Here is a 26250-nt window from a genome sequence, read left to right as displayed (position 1 = left end):
TACGGCGGGTGGGTCAATTGGTCTGAAGAAACTGAGACCCGCCCCGCCCAGCCCTGTTGCCGACCATGACGAGGCGATCTGGCGTGAGTACGCGGGCTCACTGGTGCGCAATGGCTTTACGTTGAATCGGCGCCGGCACTGGTTCACCTCGCCGCGCTTGCGGGGCGAGAGAGAAGTGGTCCACCTCGCCTAGCCTATGGCGGCCGTTCGCGCGCGGCCATCCAGGCGAGCGCGAGATAAGCGGCGAGCATCACGGCTTCGAACGCCACCACCGTGAGGCTGCCGCCATAGATGCCGGGGAACATCAGTTCGATCACCGCCATCGACACCACGGTCGTGAGCCACACCACCGCGCCCCACGGCGTCGCCAGCCAAAGGCCGACGGCGGCGACCAGTTCGATCACCGCGAAATAGATCGTCGCGGTCTGCCAGGCCATCGACTGGTTTTCGAACGCCTCTTCCTCGCCGCCGATGAAGCCGGTGACCTGCGCCCAGTGGTAGAGGCCCTTGACGATCGAGATGATCGCCATCACGCGCAGGAACAGCACCAGCCGGCGCGTCCATCCGTTGTCGTCGGGCTCGATCCGCTCGGAGGAGATCGCCGCCACCGACATCGCGTTGTCGCGGTCCCTGGCATTGTCGCGGGCCTGGTCGCGCAGGGTGTCGCGTGCTGACGTGTCAGACATGACGGTTTGTCCGGCGGCGCCTTGGCGAGCTGGTGTCGGAATCAGGGCGCATGGGCGGCAGGAATGATCTCATAAGGCGAGTCTTGGCCCGCCGGGGCGGCAAAATCAATTGCTTATGATCGGGATCAAGGCCGCGGTGACGGGGCAGCCGCAAGATGCTAGAACCGGAACAAGTCCAAATCAGCCTCCAAATCAGCCGTGCGGGAGTACCTCAGAGATGGCGATCAAATTCGGGCGTCCGATCGAAATGCGCGACACGCCCCGGCGGCCGACCGCCCTCTCCTCGCAGCCGCTCGACCTGGTCACGCGTCCCCGCCGCAACCGCAAGGCCGAATGGGCCAGGCGGCTGGTGCGCGAAAACGTGCTGACCACCGACGACCTGATCTGGCCGCTGTTCGTGGTCGACGGCCACAATACCCGTACCCCCGTCGCTTCCATGCCCGGCGTCGACCGCATCACCGTCGACCAGGCGGTGCGCGATGCCGAGCGCGCGGCGAAGCTCAACATCCCCTGCATCGCGCTGTTTCCCTATACCGAAGCGTCCTTGCGCGACGAGCACGGCTCCGAGGCGCTCAACCCCGACAATCTGGTCTGCCAGTCGGTGCGCGCGATCAAGAAGGAATTCCCCGACATCGGCATACTCTGCGACGTGGCGCTGGATCCCTTCACCAGCCACGGCCATGACGGGCTGATCGAGGACGGCAGGATCCTCAACGACGAGACGGTCGCGGTGCTGGTGCGGCAGGCGCTGGTGCAGGCCGAGGCCGGCTGCGACATCATCGCTCCGTCAGACATGATGGACGGCCGCGTCGGCGCCATCCGCGACGCGCTGGACGAGGCCGGCTTCCTCGACGTGCAGATCATGGCCTATGCGGCCAAATACGCGTCAGCCTTCTACGGGCCGTTCCGCGACGCCATCGGTTCTGCGAAAACGCTGACCGGCGACAAGCGCACCTATCAGATGGACAGCGCCAATTCCGACGAAGCGCTGCGCGAGGTCGAGCTCGACCTCGCCGAGGGCGCCGACATGGTGATGGTGAAGCCGGGGATGCCCTATCTCGACATCGTCCGCCGCGTGAAGGACACGTTCGCGGTGCCGACCTTCGTCTACCAGGTGTCCGGCGAATACGCGATGATCGCGGGCGCCGCCAACAACGGCTGGATTGACGGCGAGCGCGCGATGATGGAAAGCCTCGTCGGCTTCAAGCGCGCCGGCGCCGACGGGATCTTGACGTATTTTGCGCCTGTCGCGGCGGAGAAGCTCAAGGCGGAGAGGTAACCCCGTTCAACGTGCCGCCCCGGCGGCGGGATTCGGTCCGCATAACGGGCGGAGCGCCTCGCGCTCTTCCCGCGACAACACGGTGACGGGATAGGCCGGCTCGCCCTTGCCTTTCTTGAAGAACGGGTGCGGCCAGGCTTTTCCGCGCAGGCGCCAGCCGAGCACCTTGCCGATGGCACGCAACAGCAGCGGAAGGTTGAGGCCGGTCGAGCCCGGCGGCGGCGTGCCGATCGCGTACTTCCCGAGAATTGCGCCGGTCGGCGGCCCGAAGACGTCGTCGGCCCGGTGCGTCGCATGGTCGAAAGCCTGCGCGACGATTCCGACGAAGGGAATAGCCGGCGTGAGCGTGTTGCCGACGGGGGTATTGCAGCAGCTTGCGTACCACCGGAACAGGCCCTTCGGCGCCAGCCGCAGTCCGACGATGCGGTGCTGCCCCTGCAGGAACGCGAGGGAAGCCGGCGCGAGCTGGACAATGTCGCTGCCGCCTTGCGAATTGAGCAGATCGGCGCGGTCGAGCTGGTGGGCAAAGGCCTGGCAGTCGTCGCAATAGCAAACCACGCGACTGACCGTCCGTGGCGAGGCACCCGAGACCAGCGCCCGGACTTCGCCGCAGCGGCAACGCAATTCCACCTGATCGCCCATCGAACTGCCCTTTCGGTAAGTACTCAACCGATATCGCGCGCCAGCATGGTTTAAATCACCCGCCGCGCAAGTCCGGCCGGCCGCCAAATCGCCCGAATATTGCGGCGTGTTAATGTTCGACGGCCCTTGGCACGCGCCCGGCCGGTTCCCATGTGACGTTGCGGGAATATGCGGTCTGGAGGACTGACGATGTCTTATGGCGGTTCGGGTAACGACGGCGGCGCCTCAAATGCTGGCGGCGCCCCTGCGCATGCGTTCGATCCTTATTTGCAGCCGGAACTGTTTCGCGGCGTGCTAACGCGGCGGGTGTTTGCGTTCCTGATCGACCTCGTGGTGCTGTCGATCCCGGTCATCCTCGGCTACCTCTTCATCGCCGTGTTCGGCCTGATCACGCTCGGGCTCGGCTGGGCGCTGTTCTGGCTGGCGTGGCCGGCTACCGTGGTCTGGGCCATCGTCTATTACGGCGCCTCGATCGGCGGGCCGCATTCGGCCACCATGGGCATGCGCGTGATGGATCTGGAGCTGCGCACCTGGTACGGGCAGCCCGGCTATTTCGTGCTCGGAGCCACCCACGCCGTGCTGTTCTGGGTCTCGGTCTCGTTCCTGTCGCCGCTGGTGCTGCTGGTCGGCCTGTTCAACGGCCGCCGCCGGCTGCTGCACGACATCATCCTGGGAACCGTGGTTATCAACAGTTCGATCCGCACCCAGGTCGCACCTGCCGCGCGCTCTTATTGATTAAGATGCAAATTAATTGACCGTTAGCCTCCGGAGCGCGATGTTATCTTGATCTGCTTCGGAGGTCTGACAACCTGACGTGACCCAGCACTCCCGTGACACCCCGCAATTCTACCTGACGGCGCCCTCGCCGTGCCCATATTTGCCGGGCCGGCACGAGCGCAAGGTGTTCACGCATCTGGTCGGCGACAAGGCCGGCGACCTCAACGACCTCTTGACCCATGGCGGCTTCCGCCGCAGCCAGTCGATCGCCTACCGCCCGGCCTGCGACCAGTGCCGCGCCTGCGTGTCGATCCGGGTCATCGCCAACGAGTTCCGCCCGTCGCGCAATTTCCGCAAGATCCTGGCGCGCAATGCCGACGTCATCGGCGAGCAGCGCAGCGCGGTGCCGACGTCGGAGCAGTATTCGGTGTTCCGCGCCTATCTCGACAGGCGCCATCGCCATGGCGGCATGGCCGACATGACCGTGCTCGACTACGCGATGATGGTGGAAGACAGCCATGTCGAAACCCGCATCATCGAATACCGCAAGCGCGGCATCGACTCCGGCATTACCGGCCGCGGCGACGAGCTGGTCGCGGTGGCGCTGACCGACGTGCTCAGCGACGGGCTGTCGATGGTGTATTCGTTCTTCGAGCCGTCGGAGCAGAACCGCTCGCTCGGCACCTTCATGATCCTCGACCACATCACCCGCGCCCGAAGGCTCGGTCTGCCTTACGTCTATCTCGGCTACTGGATCGAAGGCTCCAAGAAGATGGACTACAAGGGCCGCTTCCTGCCGCAGCAGCGGCTGGCGCCCTCCGGCTGGCTGCGCGTCGATGCGACCGGCGGCGAAGGGTTGGCCGAGCCGCAGGATTAGTTCTCTGTACTAGCGACAATCACCGCTTGTCATCACCCGCGAAGGCGGGTGCCCCAGTACGCCGCGGCTTATCGATCAATCACAAACGTCTCTGGAATACTGGGTCGCCCGGTCATCTCTTTTGAAGACGCGCTTCGCGCTTTTGCCGGGCGATGACAGTTGGGCTCAGCCAAAGAGCGCATCGAACAGCAGCTTCAGGTTGAGCGCGACGATAATGCCTGCGACGATCCAGGCCAGTATCGCGACGGAGCGCGAGATCGCGAATTGCCCCATCTTGTTCGGATCGGACACGAACCGCACCAGCGGGATCACGGCGAACGGCAATTGCATCGACAGCACGACCTGGCTGAACACCAGAAGATCTGCGGTGCCGCGCTCGCCATAGAGCGCGGTGATGATCACCACCGGCACGATGGCGATGCCGCGGGTGACCAGCCGTCGCGCCCAGTTCGGCAGCCGCAGGTGCAGAAAGCCTTCCATCACGATCTGGCCCGCCAGCGTCGCGGTCACGGTCGAGTTGAGGCCCGAGGCCAAGAGCGCGACGGCAAACAGCGTCGAGGCGATGCCGAGGCCGAGCAGCGGCGACAGCAGCTCGAACGCCTGACCGATTTCGGCGACATCGGAATGGCCGCTGGAATGGAAGGTCGCGGCGGCGACGATCAGGATCGCGGCGTTGATGAACAGCGCCAGCATCAGCGCGATGGTGGAGTCCGTCGTCGCCCATTTGATGGCGTCGCGGCGGCCTTCCTCTGATCGTTCATAGGCGCGGGTCTGCACGATCGAGGAATGCAGATAGAGATTATGCGGCATCACGGTGGCGCCGATGATGCCGATCGCGATGTAGAGCATCTCGGGATTGGTGACGATCTCCGGCGACGGCACAAAGCCGCGCAGCATCGCAGCGACTGGTGGTGCGGCAGCGGCAATCTGAATACCGAAGCAGACCGCGATCACGACCAGCAGCGCAATGACGAAGGCTTCGAGAAAACGAAAGCCCTTGTTCATCAACAGCAGCAGCAGGAAGGCGTCGAGGGCTGTGATCAGCGCGCCGCCGATCAGGGGAATGCCGAACAGCAGTTTCAGCGCGATCGCCGTGCCGATCACCTCGGCGAGGTCGCAGGCAATGATGGCGGCTTCGCAGGCGAACCACAGCAGCAGGTTCACCGGCTTCGAAAAGCTGGCGCGGCAGGCCTGCGCCAGGTCGCGGTCGGTGGCGATGCCGAGCCGGGCCGCCAGCGCCTGCAGCAGGATCGCCATCAGGTTCGACAGCAGGATCACCGACAGCAGCGTGTAGCCAAACTTCGAGCCGCCCGCGAGATCGGTCGCCCAGTTGCCGGGGTCCATGTAGCCGACCGAGACCAGATAGCCGGGGCCGACGAAGGCCAGCAGCCGCCGCACCCAATGGCCGCCAAAGATGGGGACCGGGACGGTCGCATTGACCTCCGGCAGGCTGCGCTGGACATCCGCCGCCGCATCCGCGCGCCAGCCGGCGGCGCTCGCAGGCACGGTCAGAGGGTGCAATTCGGGGGTTCGTGCATCCATTTCAACAGGATGACCGAACTTCGATTTTATTGCAACTCATTTGCAACTGCATCTAGCCCCCCGCATAGCCGGGTTGCCGGACCGGATGACTCTTAATCATCGGGCCCCCTTGTCGGGAAGCGGGTGGGTTTGGCGGAGCTGAGCCCGGACAATGGGGACAGATCGAATTTTCAGGGAATCACGCCCAATGAACCTCACTATGTCCGCCGCCGAGACACCCCGCCTGCCCCCGACCTTCAACCGCCTGGCCTGGTCCAACCTCGCCGCCCAATCGGCCGAGCAGATCGCGCTGGCCGCGGCCCCCATCGTCGCGGTGCTGCTGCTCGGGGTCGGCGAAGGCCAGACCGGACTGCTGCAGACCGCGCTGACGCTGCCCTTCATCCTGTTCGCGATCCCGGCCGGCCTGCTCGCCGACCGCATTTCGCGACGTGCCGTGATGGCGGGTTCGGAAGCGTTGCGCGCGGCCGCGCTTGCCGGAATTCTTCTGCTGCTCTGGCTCAACCTGATGACGCTGCCGCTGCTGGCCCTGCTCGGCTTCGTCGCAGTTTGCGGCACGGTTGCCTACAGTGTCGCTGCACCCGCGCTGGTGCCGTCTCTGGTGAATGCGCAACAATTGCCAGCGGCGAATGCGCGGATCGAGCTGGCGCGTACTGTCGCTTTTGCCAGCGGTCCCGCGCTTGGCGGCGTACTGGTCGGATGGGTCGGGGCTGCGCCCGCGTTCGGTTTTGCGACGGCTCTGTCCGTGATCGCCGTCGTGCTGCTGTCCGGCATCTACGAGCCCGCGCGTTCTCCGGCGCCGCGGCGTCATCCGCTGCAGGATATCAAGGAGGGCGCGGCCTTCGTGCTGCATCACCCGCTGCTGCGGCCGGTGTTCATCACCCAGTTCATCTTCAACACCGCCTCGTTCCTGTTGCTCGCCGTATTCGTGCCCTATGCAGTGCGCCATCTTGGGCTTTCGGCGACCGGCGTCGGCACCACGCTTGCCATGTACGGCGTCGGCATGGTGGTCGGCGCGCTCTCCGCGACGCGGGTGATGAAGCGTTTGGCCTTCGGCACCGTGATTGGCCTCGGACCGGTCACCGGCTTCGTTGCGGCCTGCGTGATGGCGCTGACCACGGTCGCGCCGATGGCGCTGCTGGCGGGCGTGAGCTTCTTCCTGCTCGGCGTCGGCCCGATCCTGTGGGTGATCTCGACCACGACCCTGCGGCAATCGGTGACGCCGCCGTCGCTGCTCGGGCGCGTCTCCGCGATCAACATCATGAGCTACGGCGCCCGCCCGCTCGGCTCCATGCTTGGCGCCGTCGTCGGTGGCTTTTACGGCGCCGAGGCCTGCCTCTATCTGGCCGCTGCCATCTTCGCCGTCCAGGCGCTGGTGATCCTCGCCTCGCCGGCGGTGTCGCTGGCGCGGCAGCCGGACATGGTCGGCGACGGCCCGGCCGCCCTGCGGGCGTGTTGAGCAGGAGAAGATTCCGCCTGCTTTCCGACCCTGTCGCGAAATAGCTCTCCGTCATGCCCGGGCTTGACCCGGGCATCCACGTTCTTGCTATCGACAACGAAAGACGTGGATGGCCGGGTCAAGCCCGGCCATGACAAATTAGAGGTCTTTGCCGCTTCCCTCACCCGCTTTATATGATACACATAATTTAATATCAGAAAGCGGGAACCCTGAATGGCCGACCAGACCATCGCAATCGACGCCGGCCCTCGCCCGGAGACTTCCTCGACGTTCGTGCAGATCGCGGTGCTGGCAGGCCTTGCCGCGACCGGGACGCTCGCCACCAACATCCTGCTGCCGTCGCTGCCGCAGATGGCGGCATCGCTGAATGTGACGAGTGCGGCGGTCACCTCGGCCATCACCATCTTCCTGGCGGTATTCGCGCTGGGCCAACTCGTGGTCGGGCCGATCTCGGACCGTTACGGCCGGCGCTGGCCGGTGCTGATCGGATTTGCCGTCTTCTTTGCCGGCAGCGTCTGGTGCGGGCTCGCCACCGACCTGCCGGGCCTCTTGACCGGCCGCATCATCCAGGCGGCCGGCGCCTGCGCCACCTCGGTGCTGTCGCGCGCCATTGCGCGCGACATGTTTTCGGGCGCGGCGCTGGCGCGCGCGATGGCGCTGATCATGATCGCGATGGCGGCAGCGCCCGGCTTCTCGCCGCTGCTCGGCGGCGCGCTCGATCATTATTTTGGGTGGCGTTCCGAATTCGCATTGGTGGCCGGCTTTGCCGGCCTCGGGGCGCTGGCCTATGGCAGCGTGTTCGGCGAAACGCATCATGCGACGCGAACCCCGCTCGATCCGCTGGCGATCGCGAAAAACTATCTTGGCCTGATCACCGACCGGCGCTTCGTGGTGCCAGCCACCACCGTCAGCCTGATCATGGGCGGCCTGTTCGCAATGTTCTCGGCAGCACCCCGGGTGCTGATCGAGGCGATGCAGTTCACGCCGATCCAGCTTGGTTTGTTTTTCGCCGGCACCGTGATGATCGTGTTCGCCGCCGGCATGCTCGCGACCAAGCTCGCCCCGCGCTATGGGCTCGACCGCTCGATCCGCGGCGGATTGTGGGCCGCCGCCGCCGGCGGCATCGCGATCCTGCTGGTGTCGCTGTACTGGCCCTCGTTCCTACCGTTCCTCGGCGCAATGTGCGTGTTCCTGCTCGGCATGGGCATCGTCAATCCGTTAGGGACCGCGCAGGCGCTCTCGCCGTTCGGCGACCGGGCCGGCGCGGCCTCGGCGCTGGTCGGCTTCTTCCAGATGATGTCGGCGGCGATCGGCGTCTGGCTGGCGGCGACGATTTCGCATCAGGCGCTGTTTGCGCTCGGCGTGGTGCTGACGGTGTTTTCATTGGTCGCGTTCGGCCTGTACACGCTGCGGGCCAAGACTGGCTAAAAAGCAGACCGCACGCTTCAGGCGTAGGCCACCCAACCGCGGAAGCTGAAGGCGGCGTAGAACAGACTGACATTCGAGAAGCCGGCCTCACGGAGGATCGCTTCGTCCTGCTCCGGGTCAAGAATGTGCGTTTGCGTGTCGATCGCCACACGGGCGTTCGCCGCCTTCTCGGGCTCGAGGCCGGAGGCGATCAGGAATGCGGCGTGTCGCGACAGCCACAGCGCGCGCTCGTCTTCCCCCTGCGGGAAGCTGAGGTGGGCAACCACGAAGGGCGAGCCTCGCTTGAGGCGGCGGCGGACTTCGATAGCCGTACGCCGCCGCTCCTCGATATCCATGAAGTGCAACGTCAACAGACAGGTGGCGGCATCGAACGGTCCCTGCGGCGCACCATCGATATAACCCTGGTGCAGACGCGCGCGCGTCGCGAGCGGCCCTAGAGTCTGTTCGGCCAGCTTCAGCATCTCGGCAGAAGGGTCGATACCATCAAAAGTCCAGCGCGCATGGGCCTGCGCAAATACCTTCAACTCCAGCCCGCCTCCGGCGCCAACAACCAGCACGCGGGCATCTTCCGGGACGCGCTCGGCCAGCAGCAGCGTCGTCATGCTTTGCATGACGCTGTAGCCGGGCACGAAACGCGGTGGTCCATCGGCGTAGCGAGCCACCGCCTCGGGATCGGAGAATGCGGTGATCCGCGCTGCGACTGCGTCACGACGCATGGCCATTCTCCAGACGATGAGATCCGCCACGGGCGATGACGCGCTGGTGAAGATCGGTGCTCAGCATGGCCAGCGTCACTTGCCCAAGACGCGCGAGCAGGTGCGCCTCCGCATCCCAAAATGCCTGATTGAGGGCGGCATTGACCGCCTGTTCGACGAGGCAGCCGGGCGCCTCCGCCCGGTTGCTCATGGCGAGAAGCGCCGGGCTGCCGAGCGCGGTATAGATGTCGCGCATGGTCACTTTCGACAGGTCGCAGGCCAGCGTCCATCCGCCACCATGGCCTTTTTCCGACCGGACATATCCCTGGTCGCGCAGGCCGGCCATGATCCGGCGTATCACCACCGGATTGGTGTCAATCGCCTTCGCCAGAATTTCGGAAGTCACGGGGCCGCTCTGCTCTGCCATGTGCAGCAGGACGTGGAGCACACCCGACAATCTGCTGTCTCGTCTCATGTCACTGCATATGTTACATGATACGGACGAAGTCAAGACGTTGGCGCCGGTCAGGACTTGCGCCACGATCCGCCGTCGACCGAAACCTCGCGGCCATTCCAGTCGAGCCCGCGGACGTTCAGCTTCTCGTCGTCGAACGACAACGTGTACTTTTGCTCGGAGAATCCCGCACCCAAGATCATGCGGTTGAGCACGAAGGTGTGGTCGTTCGACCAGCTTCCCTTCGCCGCCGAAACGCCGGCGGGGGTCGTATCGCCCTTTTGATATCGCCCATCGAGTCCGATCGGACCGCCCACCTTGCGCGACGGCGCCGTTGGGTCGCGATCAAAAAATTCCACATCGATGCGCGGCTGCGAACCGGTCAGCGTCAGCGAAAGCGATTTCAGACCGAGGCCGTTGCCGGGAAATGTGTAGACCTTTCCCGAGATCGCCGCCGCGGTCTCTGGCGCGACACCGACGTCGCTGGGCTTTTCCGTAGAGACTTCGCGGACCGCGCTGGCCAGCAGCGTTGCGCCTTCCGGCGACGGCGGCAATGCGGTGTCCGATTTCACAGCGCCGGCAATATAGTCGGTCACGACGCCGAACGGATAAAAGTCCCTGGTCGTCGTCACCGCCACAATGTCCAGCGCCGGAAACACCATGATGACCTGGCAGTGATATCCGACCGCCATATAGACGTTCCGGTTCGGAAGCGCCCAGAAGTAGTTGGAATACCTGAACGCCGGCTCGAACTTCAGGTTCATGTTGATCGTGGCGCGGCTCGATCTTTCGACAAAAGCCGGCGGCACCAGCGTCTTGCCTTCCCATTGGCCGTTGCGCAGGTAGAGGTAGCCGATCTTGGCCATGTCGCGCGGCAGCAGCGCCAGGCCGTTGCCGCCGGTCGAGATGCCTTGCGGGTCTTTCCGCCATTTCCAGTTGGTGATCCCGAGCGGACCGAACAGCTTGGCCTTGGCGTAATCCTCGGCGCTCATTCCCGTCAGCTTGGTGAGAATGGCTGACAGAAGCTGCGGATTGCCGCTGTTGTAGTTGAAGATATCCCCTGGTGTGTTCGACATCGGTCGATCGAGAATGAACCTGGTCCAGTCCCGACTGCGCTCCATTTCGAAAAACGTGACCGGCCGCCCGTCCGTCGGTTCGCGCCAATCTATTCCCGACGTCATGTCCAAGAGGTGCTGCACCGTGATCGCCTGCCTGCGATCATCGACGTTGGCGAGACTGCGGTCCGCAAAGAAGTCGAGCATCGGGTGGTCCGTGCTGTCGAGCAGCCCGTCTTTCATCGCCATCGCCGCCAGGGTGCCGATGACGGCCTTGGTGGACGAATTGATGATGTGCGGGATCTCGGCGCTGTACGGCGCATAATACGTATCCAGCACGATCTTGCCGCGCCGTGCGATCAGCAGGCTGTCAAAACTGCGGCCGGTCCCGTAGGCGACCAGCTTGGCCAGATCAGCCGAATCCATGCCCTGCTCTTCCGGCGAGGATGTCTGCCATCCCCTGGTCGGCCAGACCGGCTCTGTGCCGCCTTGCGATTTGGCTTGAGAATTTTCCTGAGCGGCAGCGCCACAAATCGACGCTGTCAGCATGACCATGGCGAGGACCATCCTCAAACCGGAAACGCGTGGACTTTTCATTGACGGCCTCGTCGAGAGGTTACGTACACGGTCCGATGGACCACCGGCCGGTCCGCAAGTGATGCTCAGTCAAGGTATTTGGCGCAATCCACCCAGTACATCGTAGGGCCGAGGGGAAGTAAAATTACAAGTCCGCAACAATATCGGGGGTATCTCAAACCCGGGTGGACGACAAATCAAAGCTTCCTGAAAGTCTTTTTCCCGCACTGCGGTCATGTTGTCAGCATTCTCGCTCCGGCGAGTCTTTAAACAGGATGACAGCCATGACCATGACTACCAATATCCCCAACTCCGCGGATACCGTCCCCATAGGCCGAAAGATCGCAGCCTATCTCGGCGACTGCATCAACAACTGGCTGGCGGCGTGGATCGCCCGTCAGGAGCGCGAGGCGGCGCGCAAGGTGCTGCTCAGCTTCAGCGACCGGCAACTCCGTGACATCGGAATTTTCCGTTCGCAGATCGAGTACATCCTGAACAACCCGCAGAAGCGCGACTGAGCGCATGCCCGCCGGTCAGAGCCTTTTCGGTTCTGATTGAATCAGAAGCAAAAGGGCCTGCCGCAAGGCAGGCCCTTCGCGTTCAGGGTAACATTTCCGCGCCGTCTGTTGCCGCGCTGTCAGGCGGCCTTTGAAAGCCCCTCCACATCCGCCAGCGCCTGGTCGAGGTCGGCCAGGATGTCGTCGATATGTTCGATGCCGATCGAGAGCCGGACATAGCCCGGCGTCACCCCGGTCATGGCCTGCTCCTCGGGCGAGAGCTGGGAATGCGTCGTCGAGGCCGGGTGGATCGCGAGGCTGCGGGCGTCGCCGATATTGGCGACATGATAGAACATCTTCAGCCCGTCGATGAACCGGCGGCCGGCTTCCATGCCGCCCTTCAGTTCAAAGCCGAGCAGCGCGCCATAACCGCGCGACAACACCGCATCGGCGCGCCGCCTCGCCTCCCCGGTCACCAGCGAGGGATGAATGACCTTGGTGATTCCCGGGTGCTTGGCGAGATGCTTCGCCACGGCATTGGCATTCGCGCAATGAACCCGCATCCGCAGCGGCAGCGTCTCCAGTCCCTGGATGAACATGAAGGCGTTGAACGGCGACATCGGCGCGCCGACATCGCGCAGCAGGGTGACGCGGGCCTTGATGATGTAGGCAATCGGCCCCATCGGTTTCACGGCCTCGGTCCACACCGCGCCGTGATAGCTCGCATCAGGCGTATTCAGCATCGGGAAACGATCCTTGTGCCTCTCCCAGTCGAAATTGCCGCCGTCGATAATGACGCCCCCGATCGAGGTGCCGTGGCCGCCGATATATTTCGTGGTCGAGTGCACGACGATCGCCGCGCCATGATCGAGCGGCCGGCACAGCACCGGCGCAGCCGTGTTGTCCATGATCAGGGGCACGCCGAGCTCGCGGCCGATCTTCGCCACTTCGGCGATCGGAAACACCATGAGTTTGGGATTGGGAAGCGTCTCGGCGTAGTAGCAACGCGTGCGCGCGTCGGTCGCCCGGCGGAAATTCTCGGGGTCGGCGGGATCGACAAAGCGGCATTCGATCCCCATCGTCTTCAGCGTGTTGGCGAACAGGTTCCAGGTGCCGCCATAAAGGTCGGTGGAAGCGACGAAATTGTCTCCGGCATGGCAGATGTTCTGCACCGCAAATAGCGAGGCGGCCTGCCCGGATCCAAGCGCCAGGCCCGCGACGCCGCCTTCGAGCGCGGCCAGCCGCGTCTCCAGCGCGTCGCAGGTCGGATTGCCGATCCGACTGTAGATATTGCCGAGTTCCGCCAAGGCGAACAGGTTGGAGGCATGCGTGGTATCCCGGAATTCGAAGCTGGAGGTCTGGTAGATCGGAACCGCCACCGCCGTCGTCGTGGGATCGCTGCGGTAGCCGGAATGCAGGACGAGCGTTTCCGGATGCTTGCTGTTGGCCGGCATGTTTGTTCTCTCCGTTGTTACGAACTTCATCCAATGTCGTTGCGGGTGCCGCAGGCCATCGCCAGGGAGGCCGGCACCCGTTGGCGCGTCAGGACTTTTCTTCCCCGACCCGGCCGGATACCGCGCGTCGCGCAAGCCGAAGCGGCGGTTCCGGGACGTCGATCTGCGGATCGTCAATCTGATTGCGTCCAAGCGAGAGCCCGGCAAGTGCATCCGCCCGTGCAATATGCTTCGCAATCTCCGGATTGATCGTGGATGCATGGGATAGCGCCAGCATGTGGCCCGCGTCGGGCAAATGCCTGCTCTCGGCGCCCTCGACGACCGCGGCCAGACGCCGGACGATGCGCTGGGTGAAATACGGCGACGTCCCACCCGAAAACAGCAGCGTCGGGACCCGAAGCGAGGCCGCCGCGATGGTGACGTTTTCTTCCGCCAGCGCCGCCGTGAAATCGAAGGCCAGCTTGTCGGCGCGTTCGATCATGCGCAGGCGCGTGGTCGCCGGCAGCGGGTCCTGCGGCCCGGACCCGTTCCAGAACTCGATGAACTGGTCGATCGCTTCCAGCACCGATCCGTTCCAGAGATCTTCGGAAACGTCCCGCGCGAGCTGCGCGAAACGCGCATGAAGCCGCCGGTCGGAATCAGTCTCGAGCAGCAGCGTCGGCAGCACCGGCTCGATCAGGGTCAGGCTGCGCACCCGGTGCGCGAAGGCTGAGTCGGTCGCGATCTTGAAGGCGATGGCGCCGCCATAGGAATGGCCCACGAGATGGATCGGCCCGGTCGCATCATTGAGATGACCGCTCATGCATCTGACCTCTTCCGCCAGCGTCAGCGGCAGGTCCAGCGCGCAGGTGTTGGTGCCGTAACCGGAAATATCCGGGGCGACGAAATGGTGGCTGCGCCCGAGTTCGTCGGCAAGCTTGGTCCACTGCCGTCCCGAACCGAGCGAGCAATGCAGCGCCAGCACGGTGGTTTTGGCGGGCTTGGCGAATGAGGCGTGAATCACTGATGTCATCGAAGTGTTCCTGATTGTAGATCGGCGTTGACTTGAGCTTTGCGGTTGGGCTTTGCGGCACGACGCGGTTCCCGACCCGGACCGCATCACGGTCTGGATCGGGAAACGTTGGTCGCTATTCCCAGGCTCAACGTTTGGTGATGACGACCTCGAGATATTCGCTCGGCACCACCATGGTGGCGTCGCCGGACCGGTTCATGCGCACGATCAGCGCGTGCAGGTCGTTGTGCAGTTCTTCCTGTCTTGCCGGTTCGAGGGCGGCGAACGCTTTCAGCACCGGGCCATAAAAGGTCTTGAATATGTCGAGGAAGTGCGTCGGCGAACGGTAGCGAAAATTGTACAAACGTGATTCCACCTTGATCGAGCGCGCGCCGGCGTCGAACATTTCGGTCATGCGTGCGTGCGTGCCCCACAGGGCCGGCGACCTGGCGCCGGCTGGCGGCGGCAAATATTTGCCCAGTATCTTGAAGACCTGCCCGATGAAACCTTCAGGCGTCCAGTTTGCGAGGCCGATCTGCCCTTTCGGCCTGCACACGCGCATCAGCTCGGCGGCGGCCCGGTCCTGGTTCGGCGTGAATATGACGCCGAAGGTGGAGACCACCGTATCGAAGCTGTTGTCGTCGAACGGCAGGTTCTCGGCGTCGGCTTCCTCGAAGGCAATCGTCATGCCTTCCGCCGCGGCACGCGCGCGGCCGCGATCGAGCAAGGCCGGCACGTAGTCGGTCGAGGTGACGTCGCACCAGCGCCGCGCCGCAGCCAGACTCATCATGCCGTTGCCGGCGGCGACATCGAGCACCTTCGAGCCGGACTTGAGATCGAGGGCTTCGCAGAGCTGCTCGCCGACGATCTGCAGGGTCGAGCCGACGACGGCGTAATTGCCCGACGACCATGCGGCCTGTTGTCGCGTCTTGAGCGCGACCAGATCGGGGGCAAGACCGGAAGATTGGGGCGAATTGGTTGCTGCGGACGCCGGGCGGGCCATCGGGGTCTCCTTTCGAGATCGCACAGCGGCTACGCAGGCAACCGCGATGAACCGAACATGGCCTTCCGCAGACCTAAAGACTCTGACGGCGGGCTGATTTTGCCTTGAGGGCACCGTGATTTTTCAATGAGATGCCGCCTTGTGTGAGATTTCGCACTGGCCGGGCTTAACAGGCGGCGTAAATGCCGATGGAGGCCTCCGAGGACCCGTCACACCGGGATTCAGGATGAAACACGTGCGATTCTGCTTTGCCGAACATGTGCTTGATGTCGACCTGCGCGAATTGACCCGCGCCGGCGAAGGGATAGCTGTCGAGCCGCAGGTGTTCGACCTGCTGATCTATCTGGTCGAGAACCGCGAGCGGGTCGTCAGCAAGGACGATCTGATCGAGCGGATCTGGGACGGCCGTATCGTCTCCGAATCCACCCTGACCAGCCGGATCAACGCCGCCCGCAAGGCGGTCGGCGACAGCGGCAAGGACCAGGCCGTGATCCGCACCATCGCGCGCAAGGGCTTTCGCTTCGTCGGCGACGTCCAGGTGCAACAGGGCGGTGCGGAAGCCTCGGTCGACCGGCTGCAGCCGCCCGAGCAGGCGAGCGAACCGCCGCGCCATCAAGTCCCGGCGCTGGACCGGACCGCCATTGCCGTGCTGCCGTTCGTCAACATCAGCGGCGAACCCGAACAGGAATATTTCTCGGAAGGCATCTCCGAGGACATCATCACCGCGCTGTCGAAGCTGCGCTGGTTCTACGTGATCGCCCGCAACTCGTCCTTCATCTACAAGGGCAAGTCGGTCCATCACCGGCAGATCGGCGAGGAACTCGGCGTCGGTTACGTCGTGGAAGGCAGCGTGCGCAAGGACGGCGACCAGGTGCGTATCACCGCCCAACTCGTCGACGTCGTCACCGGCAGCCACCTGTGGGCGGAACGCTACGACCGCGATCTCGCCGACGTCTTCGCCGTGCAGGACGAAATCACCCAGGCCGTGGTGGCGGCGATCGAACCGCAACTCTATGCCGCCGAGGAATTTCACGCCCGCCGCAAGACGCCCGACAACATGGACGCCTGGGATCTGGTGATGCGCGCGCTGTCGCATTACTGGCGCGTGACGCGGCAGGACAATCTGGTGGCGCAGGCGCTGCTCGAAAAGGCCATCACGGTCGATCCCGGCTACGGCCAGGCGCTCAGCCTGCTGGCGTCCTGCCACACGTTCTCGGCCCATATGGGCTGGGAAGAGATGCCGAATGCGGTCCCGGTGGCGGAACGCGCGGCACTGGCGGCGATCCGCGCCGACAGCGAGGACGCCTGGGCGCATTATGCGCTGGCCAGCGTCTATCTGTTCACGCGACGCTTCGACGACTCCATCGCCGAGTTCGAACTGGCGCTGCGGCTCAATCCCAATTTCTCGCCCGCCCGCGGCCTTTACGGCGTCGCGCTGTCCTATCGCGGGCGCTGGGAGGACGGCGATCGCGCCGCGCGCGAGGCGCTCAGATTCAGCCCGCGCGATCCGTTCGCCGCGATTTATTGCGGCGTCGCCGCCTACTGCCAGTATGTCGGCCGCAATTACGCGGAGGCGATCCGGCTGGCGCGCGAAGCGATGCGGCAGCGAAGCGATTTCTCCGGCGCTCACCGGGTGCTGACCGCGGCGGCGGGAATGGCGGGTCAGCGCGACGTCGCGACAGCGGCGTTGCAGGAACTTCGCCGCGCGCAGCCCAATATTTCGCTGGCCTGGCTCGCAAGCCAGATGCCGTTCGAACACGACGCCGAACGCAAGCATTATATCGAGGGGTTTCGGCGCGCCGGCCTCACTTAGCCGGCGTCCGCTGCCCCGGCGCAGTCGATAAAAAGCGTAGGGTGGGCGAAGCGCAGCGTGCCCACCATCCGGGAAGACGCGGAGATCGATGGTGGACACGGCGCAAGTGCGCCGTTGCCCACCCTACGGCTCTCCTCGCCATGCCACTTTGCCAGGCAAGGCGATGCCTCTTCCATATTTCATGAAGGCCCGGACAAAAGCGTCTATGGTCGTTGTCGATCGCAAGACAAGGATGAGCATGAGGCAGCTCCATTGCCCCAAATGTCGAACCGCAACGTTCTTTGAACTTGGGCAGTGCTCGACTTGCGAGACCCTGCTGGCCTTCAATTGGAAGCTGTTCGCATTCGAAGCGCTGAAATCTGCGGTGCCGTGCGCAAACCGCACGTTGATCGGCTGCAACTGGTCGGTCGATGACGGCCATCCGTTCTGCCATTCCTGCCGTCTGACGCGAACGATTCCCAATCTGGGATCGAACCGCAACGTGATGCTGTGGAAGCGCGTCGAGACGGCGAAGCGGCGCCTGGTCTATGACCTGACCCGGCTCGATCTTCCCCTTGCTATCCCTTCCGGTCCGCAGATTTCTTTCGACATCCTGTCGGACGAGACCGCGGGATTTCCGATCATGACCGGACATCTCGCCGGCCTCATCACGCTCAACTTGGCGGAGGCCGACGACGCTGAACGTGAATCCCGTCGTGTCGCGTTTCGAGAACCCTATCGAACACTGCTCGGCCATTTTCGCCACGAGGTCGGACATTTCTATTGGGAGGTACTGGTCGGCCAGACCAGCCTCAAAAGCGCCTTTCAGCTGATTTTCGGTTATGAATCGCGCAGCTACGAAGCCGCCTTGAACGACTATCACCAGCGAACCGAACGATCCTACGACCGGGAGGCGTTCATCAGCGAATACGCCACATCCCATCCCTGGGAAGACTGGGCGGAGACGTTCGCGCATTTTCTGCACATCGTGGCGACGCTGGATTCCGCCGCCGCGCTTCCTTTGTCGCTCGACGAACGTTCCCGCCGGACGCTGGAAGATCCCTACATGGAAGCCGATTTCGAGGCGTTGCTGGCGTCATGGAGTCCGGTTGCCTACAGCATCAATGAACTCAACCGCTCCATGGGCCTGAACGACGCCTATCCGTTCCGGTTGACCCCGGCCGTCAGGGGCAAGCTTCACTTCGTCCATATGGCGATTCTGCATTTCAGGCAGCCGACGGAGCCCGGTCCAGATGCAACCGAAGCGCCGCAGACCGCAGAAGAATGACGATCTAGCCCGCCAGGTAGCGCTCGTATTTCCCGGCCACGACCTCGTCGGCGGCAATATCCGGATCGAGCGTGTAAAGCTCTTGGGCGCGGCTGATACCGCGCAGTGCAAAGCGGCCGGTCGAAACCAGGTAGTTGCGCCCCGCGGCATCGAGCCCGCTGCGGAAGGCCGACGACATCAGCAATTCCCGCTCGACCGAACGGCACATCGAGGCGATGCGGCTGACCTCGTTGACGGCGGGGCCGACCACGGTGAAGTCGAGCCGGTCCTCGCTGCCGATATTGCCGTAAAACACCTCGCCGACATGCAGGCCGACATGGGCTGTCGTCACCGGCCGCTGGTCCGCCGCGCGGCGGGTGTTGAGGGTGTGCATGTTGCGGCGAAAGCGATGTTCGGCGCGCAGCGCCGCGCGTTTGGCGACCGCTGAATTGTCATGGGTGAACATTCCGAGCACGCCGTCGCCGATCAGCTTCAGCACCTCGCCGCCGGCCTCGTGAATGGCGTCGATCGAGGCCTGCGCGTAATCGTTGAGGAACGGGATGATCTCGGACGGCTCCATGCCCTCGCTGATCGCGGTCGAGCCGCGGAGGTCGGAAAACCACAACACCGCATTGATGCGCTCGGTGACGCCGCGCATGATCCGCCCGCCCAGCACCTGTTCGGAGGCGTCGCGGCCGAGATAGACCCGGCCCAGCGTCTTGGCGATGTCGGCCTGGGCGGCGGATTTGATCGCCAGCCCCAGTACCGGCACCAGGTCGCGCAGCGCCGCCATGCCCAGCTCGCCAAAACCGTCGTCGCGCCGCGTCGTCCAGTAGGAATAGACGCAGTCCATCTGCCCCATGGCGCCGGCCTCGCCGAACTGGTGCACATAGGACACGAAATGCTTGTGTCCCTTGGCGGCGAGATCGTCGATCATGCCGAAATCCTGCGCAGCACCTTTGGCGAGATCGAGCGCCATTTCCTGCTGGCCGCTTTCGAGCATGTGGTAGAACACCGAGCGCCGCCAGTTCTGTGCATTGACGCCCTGCTCGGTCGATCCGTATTCGAACACGTCGCTCTCGTTGGTCGCGGTGTCGTTCCAGCGAAAGCCGCGGCCTTCGAAGATCGGGTGCAGCGTGTCGATGAAGACCATCGCGCGCGACAGGTCGAGCCCCTCGGTGCGACAGCGCTCGCAAAAGCCGCGGATCAGATCGTTTTCGGGCAGACCTTCAAGGCCCTGGCTGACCAGCCAGTTCATCAGTTGCAGGCGGGGCGTGAGTTCCATACGCCATTATGCCGCGCAATCGCTGCGGACGGAAGTCTGCCACTGTTCCGCCTTCCCCGGACGCAGCGCATCACGCCGCGTTGGCGGCGTGATGCGCTGCTGATCCGGGGTCCACCATGGGTCCCGGCTCTGCGGTGCACCGCTGAAGCAGCGCTGCACCGCGTCCGGGACACGCTAGGGTTTCGCGCGCACGACGGCCTCGCCGTCCTCCTTGACGAAGTTCGCCACAGGCCGGTCGAGCAGATCGAGCACCCGTTCCGACGGCCGGCAAAGCCGCACGCCCTTCGCGGTCACGACAACGGGCCGGTTGATCAGGATCGGATGCGCGAGCATGAAATCGATCAGCTCGTCGTCGCTCCATTTCGGATCGGAAAGCCCGAGCTCCGTATAGGGCGTGCCCTTTTCGCGCAACAGCTCGCGGGGCGAGATGCCCATCGCCTGGATCAATTCCACCAGCCGGGCGCGGCTCGGCGGGGTCTTCAGGTACTCGATGATCTCGGGCTCCTCGCCGCTCTGCCGGATCATCGCCAGCGTATTGCGCGAGGTGCCGCAGGCAGGATTGTGATAGATCGTGACGCTCATGGGTGAGCCTCCTTCGTGATTGCCTTGCCGCCTCCATGCAGCAGCCAGCCCATGAAGATCATGGCGACGATGGCGCCGCAGGTCTCGGCTGCGATGAAGCCGGGCAGATCCGCAGGCCGAATGCCGGAAAACGTATTGGTCATCGATCGCGCGATGGCAACGGCCGGATTGGCAAACGAGGTCGACGCGGTAAACCAATAGGCCGCCGTGATGTAAAGGCCCACCAGCCACGGTACCGCTGACCGGTTGAATCGGATGCCGGCCAGGATGGTCGCCACCAGCCCGAACGCAGCGACGGCTTCCGCCAGCCATTGCGCGCCGCCAGTCCGCACCTTCAGCGAAGCATCGACCAGCGGCAGCGCGAACATCGCGTGCGCCATCACCGTTCCCGCGATGCCGCCGGCGACTTGCGCTGCGACATAAAGCAGTGCGTCCCGCGGCGCCAGCTCCCGCCTCAGCGCAAATACCAGCGACACGACCGGATTGAAATGCGCCCCCGAAATCGGACCGAGAATGGTGATCAGCACCACCAGGATCGCACCGGTCGGCAAGGTATTGCCGAGCAGCGCCAGCGCGACATCCTTGGTCAGGCTTTCGGCCATGATGCCGGAGCCGACCACGGTCGCCACCAGGAGTGCCGTTCCGAGCGCTTCGGCCGCGAGGCGGCGTGGTAGATCGAAATTCGGCACCTCAAGAATCGCAGCAGGCTGACGCGGTCGCGACGGGTGCGGCTTGCGGAACGCAACATGCGCTCTGCTTTTCGTGGGCCACCCGCACCGCGCGCTCGCCGGTGCCATCGCCGTAATCGACGCTTTCGCCGGTCGTCAGAAAGGTCTCCCACGCGATCCCCGCCGGATCGTCGATCCAGGACTTCTCGGATTTGGCATAGCAGCAAGCGGTGGCGCCCTGCTCGATGACCTCGCCGCCGGCCTTGTGAAGGCGCGCATAGACTTCCTGCAGTTCGCCGGAATTCTCGACCTGAATGCCGAGATGATCGAGGCCCGGCTGCCGGCCTCGCGTCGAGATGGCGAAATTGACCCGGGGATCTTCGAGCATCCACTTGGCGTAATCGGCTTTGACCACGGCAGGCTCGGCTGCGAACAGCGCCGAATAGAATCCGATCGATCGCGGCAGGTCTTCGACCGCCATGTGAATGTGAAGGCGCTTCATGACATTCTCCCTCAGGCCGCAGCCTTGGCGCGCTTGCCGCGCGCGGGCTTGCACGACGCGACGGGCGCGCAGAGATCGGCGCGACCGCCACAACAATCCTCCACCATGAACGATGTCAGGCGCTGAAACGCCGCCAGATTGGCCCGGTAAATGATGGAACGGCTCTTCCGCTCGCTCATGACAAGTTCCGCACGCGCCAGCACCGCAAGGTGCGCCGACATGGTATTCTGCGGCACCGCGAGCAGCCGCGCGATGTCGCCGGCCGCCAGTCCTTCCGGCTCGTATTTCACCAGCAGCTTGAACACGCTCATCCGCGTGGATTGAGCGAGGGCGGCGAGTGCAAGAATGGCTTGCTCTGATTCCATATATCCGGATATATCGATATATAGGCCTCCGGTCAAGCAAATTGCTCGATGTCCGAATCCCCCCTATTCGATATCACTGGAAACACGAGCACCCATCCGGATGCGATCGACGCCGGCAAGGAATCAAGATGGCGACTAAGCCATGAGCACGCGCCCCGTTCCCATCATTCTCGCACTCGGCACCACGCAGACGCTGGCCTGGGCCTCGAGCATGTACCTGCCGGCGATCCTGGCCGATCCGATTGCACGCGATCTCGGGGTGTCCCCGAACTGGGTATTCGCCGCCTTCTCGGCGTCGCTGGTGCTGTCGGCCCTGCTCGGCCCGCGCATCGGGCGTCAGATTGATCTGGTCGGCGGCCGCTCCGTGCTGTCGATCTCCAATCTGGTGCTGGCGGCAGGACTGGTGCTGCTCGGCTTCGCGACGTCGGTCTCCGTGCTCGTGATGGCCTGGCTGGTGCTCGGCGTCGGCATGGGCGCCGGCCTGTACGATGCGGCGTTCGCCGCGCTGGGGCGCATCTATGGCGACGCGGCGCGGCGCTCGATCACCGGCATCACCCTGATCGCGGGGTTTGCCTCGACGGTCGGGTGGCCGCTGTCCGCCTGGGGGCTGGAGACCATCGGCTGGCGCAATACCTGCTTTGCCTGGGCCGCCGCACATATCCTGATCGGCCTGCCGCTCAACTGGCTGATGCTGCCGGCGGTGACGGGCGCGAAGGCGGCGGCAGCCATAGCCGTCAAGCCGCAGATCGCGATCGATCGCACCATGGTCGTGCTGGCGTTCGTGTTTGCGGCGGCCTGGACCGTCACCGGCGCCATGGCCGCACACCTGCCACGCATTCTGGAAGCCGCGGGCGCGACCGCGAGCCAGGCGGTGTTCGCTGGCGCCCTGATCGGCCCGGCGCAGGTTCTGGCGCGTATTTTCGAGGCGAGCTTTCTCAGCCGTTTTCATCCGCTGGTCTCGACCCGTATTGCCTGCATCACGCATCCGATCGGCGCCGCCGTGCTGGCGCTGGCCGGCGGCGGCGCGGCCAGCCTGTTTGCGATCTTTCACGGCACCGGCAACGGCATCCTGACCATTGCGCGCGGCACGCTGCCGCTCGCGATCTTCGGGCCGAAGGATTACGGCTATCGCCTCGGCATCATCGGCGCGCCGGCACGGATGGCGCAGGCGGCAGCACCCCTGCTGTTCGGTCTTTTGATCGACACGATGGGCAGCCGCGTCCTGATGGTGTCGTCCGCACTCAGTCTCGCAGCACTGCTGGCCCTGTTCCTGGTGCCTACCACCCCGCCCCGCCCGGAAGCGTGAATAGGCTTTGTTTGACGCGCTTTCTTTACGCGAACCGGTGCCCACTTCGCTCGAAAGCGCTATGGCTCGAAATTGCGCTTCCATTCGCGACAGTTTCGCGCAAAAACACCTCATGAACAACGACAGCAAAAAGCCATCCGACGACAAAAACTTCCTGCAATGGGCGATCACGCCGCCGCAATCCTATGCGCTCTACCTTGCCGCCCTGATCCTGATCTTCGTGTCGTCGTTCTACATCGGCACCATGAAACCGAAGAACGCCGTCGGCCTGACGCCGCCGCCGGTCTTCGTACCGCGCAATTGAGCCGGGCACAAACAGCATGACCGGCGATACGACGCCTGCGATCACCCGCCTCAACAAGCCCGAGCTCGGTACGCCACCCGGCTATTCGCAGATCGTCGAGGTTACCGCACGCCGCATGATCTTCATCGCCGGCCAGACCGCGCTCGATGCCGACGGCCATCTGATCGGCAAGAACGATTTCACCGCACAAGCCGGCCAAGTGTTTGAAAATCTCGCGGTCGCGCTGCGGGCCAGCGGATGCACGGCCGCCAATCTGGTGAAGCTTACGGTGTTTCTCACCGACATGGACAACCTCGCCCGCTATCGCGAGGCGCGAAACCGCTTCTTCAACTCGGCGACACCGCCGGCCGCGCCCGCGGTCACGCTGGTCGAGGTATCGAAATTGTACGGCCCCGACTTCCTGATCGAGATCGAGGCCATCGCGGCGGCGTGAGCTTACGGCTTTTTGGCGTCGGTGGTCGCGATCCATATCCCCGCAAAGACCGCGACCAGGCCGAGCACGAGATTGGGCGTGATCGGCTCACCGACCAACTGGGTCGCCAGCAGTCCCGCTGCGAGCGGGTTGACGGTCATGGTGGCCGCGACGCGGGTCGGCGACGCCCGCTCCAGCGCCAGCACCCAGAGGATGAATGCCAGCGCACCGCCGGCAATACCGAGATAGAGACCGGCGATCCATTGCGGCGTCGTGAAGTGGCTCAGTGCCGCAAAGCTGCCGGTGAGCGATCCGACCACGATCAGGGCCGCGGCGCCCGTCCCCATTCCGACGGCAAGGAAGCCGAGCGCGCTGGAGCGCCTGATGAACGGCCGGGACCAGACATTGTAGAAGGCCATGCACAGCACGGCGCCGGTCATGATCAGTTCGCCGCGCCACGCGCCATCGGGCGCGCTCGACAGTCCCGCGGCGAGTGCTGCGATGACGCCGAGCACGGCGACACCGACGCCGATCGATTTCCGTTTCGTCAGCGGCTCGATGCCGAGCAGCGCGATCGCGACCCCGACCCACTCGCCCAAGGCCGCTCCCCCTCTGTCGCGCCGCGCAACTACCGTGCGATCAGTTGCAGAACCAGAACGCAGCTCATCCGCGCGAAGCTGAACATGTGATCTCGGCAGATCGCGCGCGCCAGCCGCGATTGCTCTTCCGCCGGGTCCTGAGCGCTTCCCAACCGGCGGGCGTTCGGGACGGTGCGGGTCATCGTAGGCACGAAACCAAAGCCCGCCAAGAGCAGCGAGCCCCAGCCGATCCACCATGCGTATTCGCCTTGCACGACCTCTGCGCAGATGGCGGCAAGTGTCAGCAGCATGACCAAGGCAATCAGGCGGTTCATCGGATAGGCGTCCGTGGTGACGCGCCGGTAATAGTTCGAGATCGAGGTCAATATTTCCGGCGGCAGCACGTCGCCGGTGTGCTTGCGCGTTTGTACGTCGAACATCAGGTCGAACCACAACACTGCGAGCAGAAATCCCGCCCCCGCGGCTGCGAAGCTATGCATGACGATCCCCCCTTGGTTTGCGCGCCAGTCTAAACCATTGCGGGCGCGATCGGACATGGCGATGTCCCGGGCATCGGCGCCAAGGGCGCGATCCCCCGGCCCACGGGCCTTCAGCCCTGCTCCTCCGGCGGCTTGATGTGGCGGAACGAGAACAGCAGGGCGATGTCGTAGGCGATCTTGAGCGTGCCGCAGACCACCAGCGGCAGGCCGGAAAACGCCGTCATCAACAGCACGCCCGAGATCGCCGGGCTGATCGCGGATGCAAGGCTTCGCGGTACCGCGGTGACGCTGGCGGCGGCGGGACGTTCGGCGGGAGTGACCACGGCCATGACATAAGAGGTGCGGGTCGGCACGTCCATTTGCGACAGCGCCGAGCGCAGCAGCAATAGCCCGAGCGCCAAATAGAGGTTGGGCGAAAACGCAGCCCCGATCAGGAACAGGCTGGAGGGTATATGCGTGAACACCATGGTGTTGACGAGGCCGACACGTTTGGCGATCCAGGCCGCGACCGGATAGGAAAAGGCGCTCAGCGTGCTCGACCAGAAGAAAAACAATCCGGCCGCGGACAGCGACAGGTCAAAGCGTTCGAACAGCCAGAGCACCAGCAGGGACTGGGCGACGAAGCCGCCGGCGAAGGCATCGATGCTGAACAGCGCCGCCAGTCTGTAGACGGTGCCGCGCGAAGGCCCGAGCGGCGCCTGCGGGGCCTTTGCCTCGCCGCGCTCATGCGGGACGTAGCGATAGAGCGCCGCGCAGGCGACGCCGAGCGCCGCATAGGCGAAGAACATCAGGCGGAACGCGCCGAGCTTCGTGCTTCCGTTTGCCATCAGCACGTCGGGCAACGCCGCCGCCAGCGAGCCTGCCGCGGTGCAGAGCGCGCCGATCAGGCTGTAGCGCGCAAACACCTGGGTGCGGCGCGCGTCCGTGGTGCTGTGCGCCAGCACCGCGTGTTCCAGCGGCACCAGCACGCCGAGATCGCCGCCGGAGGGGTTGATGGTACCGACAAAGGCGACCAGTACAATCAGCACAAAATGCTCGACGCCGGGAAAGGCGATCCCGGTCGTCGCCATTAGACCTGCACCGAACATCAGGAGCGGGCGCAAATCATGGCGTGGCGCGATCCAGCCCACGATCAGCGTCAACAGCGCGGTTCCAAGCAGCGAGGCGGTTGCAACAATGCCGACAGCGACGGCGTCGTAACCCAGCGCCGTCATATAAGCTGGGAGGATGATGATGGCGAAGCCGTCGCCAAATCCGCGCAGCCCCCTCGCCGTATAGAGCAGTGGGATCAGCGTGCTTGCAGATGATGTTCTGGGTTCAGTCAGGAGATCGGTCAT

At 64.4% G+C, this 26250-nt stretch carries 28 protein-coding genes; 11 read left to right on the top strand and 17 right to left on the bottom strand.

The window, feature by feature from the left end; translation table 11 throughout:
• Positions 1-194: 194 nt before the first annotated feature.
• Positions 195-686 (bottom strand): DUF6163 family protein, encoded by a 492-nt coding sequence (locus BLR13_RS34695; RefSeq protein ID WP_074814013.1) that lies wholly within the window; start codon positions 684-686, stop codon positions 195-197.
• 217 nt (positions 687-903) lie between these two features.
• Here BLR13_RS34695 and hemB point away from each other — a divergent pair, with 217 nt between their 5' ends.
• On the top strand, positions 904-1965 hold the full coding sequence (hemB, locus tag BLR13_RS34690) for a porphobilinogen synthase (protein ID WP_074814016.1): 1062 nt from the start codon (positions 904-906) through the stop codon (positions 1963-1965).
• A 6-nt stretch (positions 1966-1971) separates the two neighbouring features.
• On the opposite strand, the gene BLR13_RS34685 is transcribed toward hemB, so the two are convergent.
• Complete coding sequence (locus BLR13_RS34685; protein ID WP_197679502.1) at positions 1972-2634, bottom strand: DUF6151 family protein; 663 nt, start codon at positions 2632-2634, stop codon at positions 1972-1974.
• A 162-nt stretch (positions 2635-2796) separates the two neighbouring features.
• On the opposite strand from BLR13_RS34685, the gene BLR13_RS34680 reads away from it, so the two are divergent.
• Both BLR13_RS34680 and BLR13_RS34675 read left to right on the top strand, forming a co-directional pair.
• Positions 2797-3342: an RDD family protein gene (locus BLR13_RS34680; protein ID WP_074814022.1), complete on the top strand. Its 546-nt coding sequence runs from the start codon at positions 2797-2799 to the stop codon at positions 3340-3342.
• 79 nt (positions 3343-3421) lie between these two features.
• Entirely contained in the window at positions 3422-4201 is a 780-nt protein-coding gene (locus BLR13_RS34675; RefSeq protein WP_074814023.1) for an arginyltransferase, read from the top strand.
• 165 nt (positions 4202-4366) lie between these two features.
• Here the strand turns inward: BLR13_RS34675 and BLR13_RS34670 are convergent, their stop codons facing one another.
• Positions 4367-5743 carry an Nramp family divalent metal transporter gene (locus tag BLR13_RS34670; RefSeq protein ID WP_074814026.1) on the bottom strand — a complete coding sequence of 459 codons (1377 nt, stop codon included), beginning with the start codon at positions 5741-5743 and terminating at the stop codon, positions 4367-4369.
• Positions 5744-5930: 187 nt separating this feature from the next.
• Here BLR13_RS34670 and BLR13_RS34665 point away from each other — a divergent pair, with 187 nt between their 5' ends.
• Both BLR13_RS34665 and BLR13_RS34660 read left to right on the top strand, forming a co-directional pair.
• Positions 5931-7199, top strand: a complete 1269-nt coding sequence (locus BLR13_RS34665) for an MFS transporter (RefSeq protein ID WP_244524998.1) — start codon at positions 5931-5933, stop codon at positions 7197-7199.
• Between the two features lie 213 nt (positions 7200-7412).
• Positions 7413-8627, top strand: a complete 1215-nt coding sequence (locus BLR13_RS34660) for a multidrug effflux MFS transporter (protein ID WP_074814033.1) — start codon at positions 7413-7415, stop codon at positions 8625-8627.
• Between the two features lie 17 nt (positions 8628-8644).
• On the opposite strand, the gene BLR13_RS34655 is transcribed toward BLR13_RS34660, so the two are convergent.
• The 3 genes from BLR13_RS34655 to BLR13_RS34645 are packed head-to-tail and all read right to left on the bottom strand — an operon-like array spanning position 8645 to position 11257.
• On the bottom strand, positions 8645-9343 hold the full coding sequence (locus BLR13_RS34655) for a class I SAM-dependent methyltransferase (protein ID WP_244524997.1): 699 nt from the start codon (positions 9341-9343) through the stop codon (positions 8645-8647).
• A complete protein-coding gene (locus tag BLR13_RS34650; RefSeq protein ID WP_074814038.1) occupies positions 9333-9797 on the bottom strand; it encodes an Rrf2 family transcriptional regulator in 465 nt (154 codons plus the stop codon). Before BLR13_RS34650 ends, BLR13_RS34655 begins: the two co-directional genes overlap by 11 nt.
• Before the next feature lie 50 nt (positions 9798-9847).
• Positions 9848-11257, bottom strand: coding sequence for a serine hydrolase domain-containing protein (locus BLR13_RS34645; protein WP_244524996.1), 1410 nt, complete (start codon positions 11255-11257; stop codon positions 9848-9850).
• Positions 11258-11691: 434 nt separating this feature from the next.
• Here BLR13_RS34645 and BLR13_RS34640 point away from each other — a divergent pair, with 434 nt between their 5' ends.
• Complete coding sequence (locus tag BLR13_RS34640) at positions 11692-11925, top strand: DUF1127 domain-containing protein (RefSeq protein WP_074814043.1); 234 nt, start codon at positions 11692-11694, stop codon at positions 11923-11925.
• 119 nt (positions 11926-12044) lie between these two features.
• Here BLR13_RS34640 and BLR13_RS34635 read toward each other — a convergent pair whose 3' ends face one another.
• From BLR13_RS34635 to BLR13_RS34625, 3 genes are all read right to left on the bottom strand, one after another.
• Complete coding sequence (locus tag BLR13_RS34635) at positions 12045-13358, bottom strand: O-acetylhomoserine aminocarboxypropyltransferase/cysteine synthase family protein (RefSeq protein WP_074814046.1); 1314 nt, start codon at positions 13356-13358, stop codon at positions 12045-12047.
• An 88-nt stretch (positions 13359-13446) separates the two neighbouring features.
• Entirely contained in the window at positions 13447-14370 is a 924-nt protein-coding gene (locus tag BLR13_RS34630; RefSeq protein ID WP_074814048.1) for an alpha/beta fold hydrolase, read from the bottom strand.
• A 127-nt stretch (positions 14371-14497) separates the two neighbouring features.
• On the bottom strand, positions 14498-15352 hold the full coding sequence (locus BLR13_RS34625; protein WP_074814051.1) for a class I SAM-dependent methyltransferase: 855 nt from the start codon (positions 15350-15352) through the stop codon (positions 14498-14500).
• Positions 15353-15578: 226 nt separating this feature from the next.
• On the opposite strand from BLR13_RS34625, the gene BLR13_RS34620 reads away from it, so the two are divergent.
• Positions 15579-17165, top strand: coding sequence for a winged helix-turn-helix domain-containing tetratricopeptide repeat protein (locus tag BLR13_RS34620; protein WP_433994247.1), 1587 nt, complete (start codon positions 15579-15581; stop codon positions 17163-17165).
• 181 nt (positions 17166-17346) lie between these two features.
• Positions 17347-18432 (top strand): zinc-binding metallopeptidase family protein, encoded by a 1086-nt coding sequence (locus BLR13_RS34615; protein WP_433994292.1) that lies wholly within the window; start codon positions 17347-17349, stop codon positions 18430-18432.
• Between the two features lie 4 nt (positions 18433-18436).
• Here BLR13_RS34615 and BLR13_RS34610 read toward each other — a convergent pair whose 3' ends face one another.
• The 5 genes from BLR13_RS34610 to BLR13_RS34590 all read right to left on the bottom strand — a co-directional run bounded on the left by BLR13_RS34610 (position 18437) and on the right by BLR13_RS34590 (position 21813).
• Entirely contained in the window at positions 18437-19696 is a 1260-nt protein-coding gene (locus BLR13_RS34610) for an adenylate/guanylate cyclase domain-containing protein (RefSeq protein ID WP_074814054.1), read from the bottom strand.
• A gap of 174 nt (positions 19697-19870) precedes the next feature.
• Entirely contained in the window at positions 19871-20278 is a 408-nt protein-coding gene (gene arsC / locus BLR13_RS34605) for an arsenate reductase (glutaredoxin) (RefSeq protein ID WP_074814057.1), read from the bottom strand.
• The gene (locus BLR13_RS34600; protein WP_074814059.1) at positions 20275-20967 is read right to left on the bottom strand and encodes an aquaporin; all 693 of its coding nucleotides are present in this window, start codon (positions 20965-20967) and stop codon (positions 20275-20277) included. Before BLR13_RS34600 ends, arsC begins: the two co-directional genes overlap by 4 nt.
• A gap of 1 nt (position 20968) precedes the next feature.
• Positions 20969-21448, bottom strand: a complete 480-nt coding sequence (locus tag BLR13_RS34595) for an ArsI/CadI family heavy metal resistance metalloenzyme (protein ID WP_074814061.1) — start codon at positions 21446-21448, stop codon at positions 20969-20971.
• Between the two features lie 11 nt (positions 21449-21459).
• Complete coding sequence (locus BLR13_RS34590) at positions 21460-21813, bottom strand: ArsR/SmtB family transcription factor (RefSeq protein WP_074830690.1); 354 nt, start codon at positions 21811-21813, stop codon at positions 21460-21462.
• 142 nt (positions 21814-21955) lie between these two features.
• Between BLR13_RS34590 and BLR13_RS34585 the strand changes: the two genes are divergently transcribed.
• From BLR13_RS34585 to BLR13_RS34575, 3 genes are all read left to right on the top strand, one after another.
• Positions 21956-23119: an MFS transporter gene (locus tag BLR13_RS34585; protein WP_074814063.1), complete on the top strand. Its 1164-nt coding sequence runs from the start codon at positions 21956-21958 to the stop codon at positions 23117-23119.
• A gap of 112 nt (positions 23120-23231) precedes the next feature.
• The gene (locus tag BLR13_RS34580; RefSeq protein ID WP_074814066.1) at positions 23232-23423 is read left to right on the top strand and encodes a hypothetical protein; all 192 of its coding nucleotides are present in this window, start codon (positions 23232-23234) and stop codon (positions 23421-23423) included.
• Positions 23424-23439: 16 nt separating this feature from the next.
• Positions 23440-23856: a RidA family protein gene (locus BLR13_RS34575; RefSeq protein ID WP_074814068.1), complete on the top strand. Its 417-nt coding sequence runs from the start codon at positions 23440-23442 to the stop codon at positions 23854-23856.
• Between the two features lie 2 nt (positions 23857-23858).
• Here the strand turns inward: BLR13_RS34575 and BLR13_RS34570 are convergent, their stop codons facing one another.
• The 3 genes from BLR13_RS34570 to BLR13_RS34560 are packed head-to-tail and all read right to left on the bottom strand — an operon-like array spanning position 23859 to position 26250.
• Positions 23859-24434 carry a DMT family transporter gene (locus BLR13_RS34570; RefSeq protein ID WP_244524995.1) on the bottom strand — a complete coding sequence of 192 codons (576 nt, stop codon included), beginning with the start codon at positions 24432-24434 and terminating at the stop codon, positions 23859-23861.
• A gap of 29 nt (positions 24435-24463) precedes the next feature.
• Complete coding sequence (locus BLR13_RS34565) at positions 24464-24970, bottom strand: hypothetical protein (protein WP_197679501.1); 507 nt, start codon at positions 24968-24970, stop codon at positions 24464-24466.
• Positions 24971-25023: 53 nt separating this feature from the next.
• Entirely contained in the window at positions 25024-26250 is a 1227-nt protein-coding gene (locus BLR13_RS34560) for an MFS transporter (protein ID WP_074814074.1), read from the bottom strand.

It is taken from the genome of Bradyrhizobium ottawaense (genome assembly GCF_900099825.1).
Taxonomy (GTDB): Bacteria; Pseudomonadota; Alphaproteobacteria; order Rhizobiales; family Xanthobacteraceae; genus Bradyrhizobium; species Bradyrhizobium ottawaense_A.
This window is presented reverse-complemented; position numbering and strand designations above follow the sequence as displayed.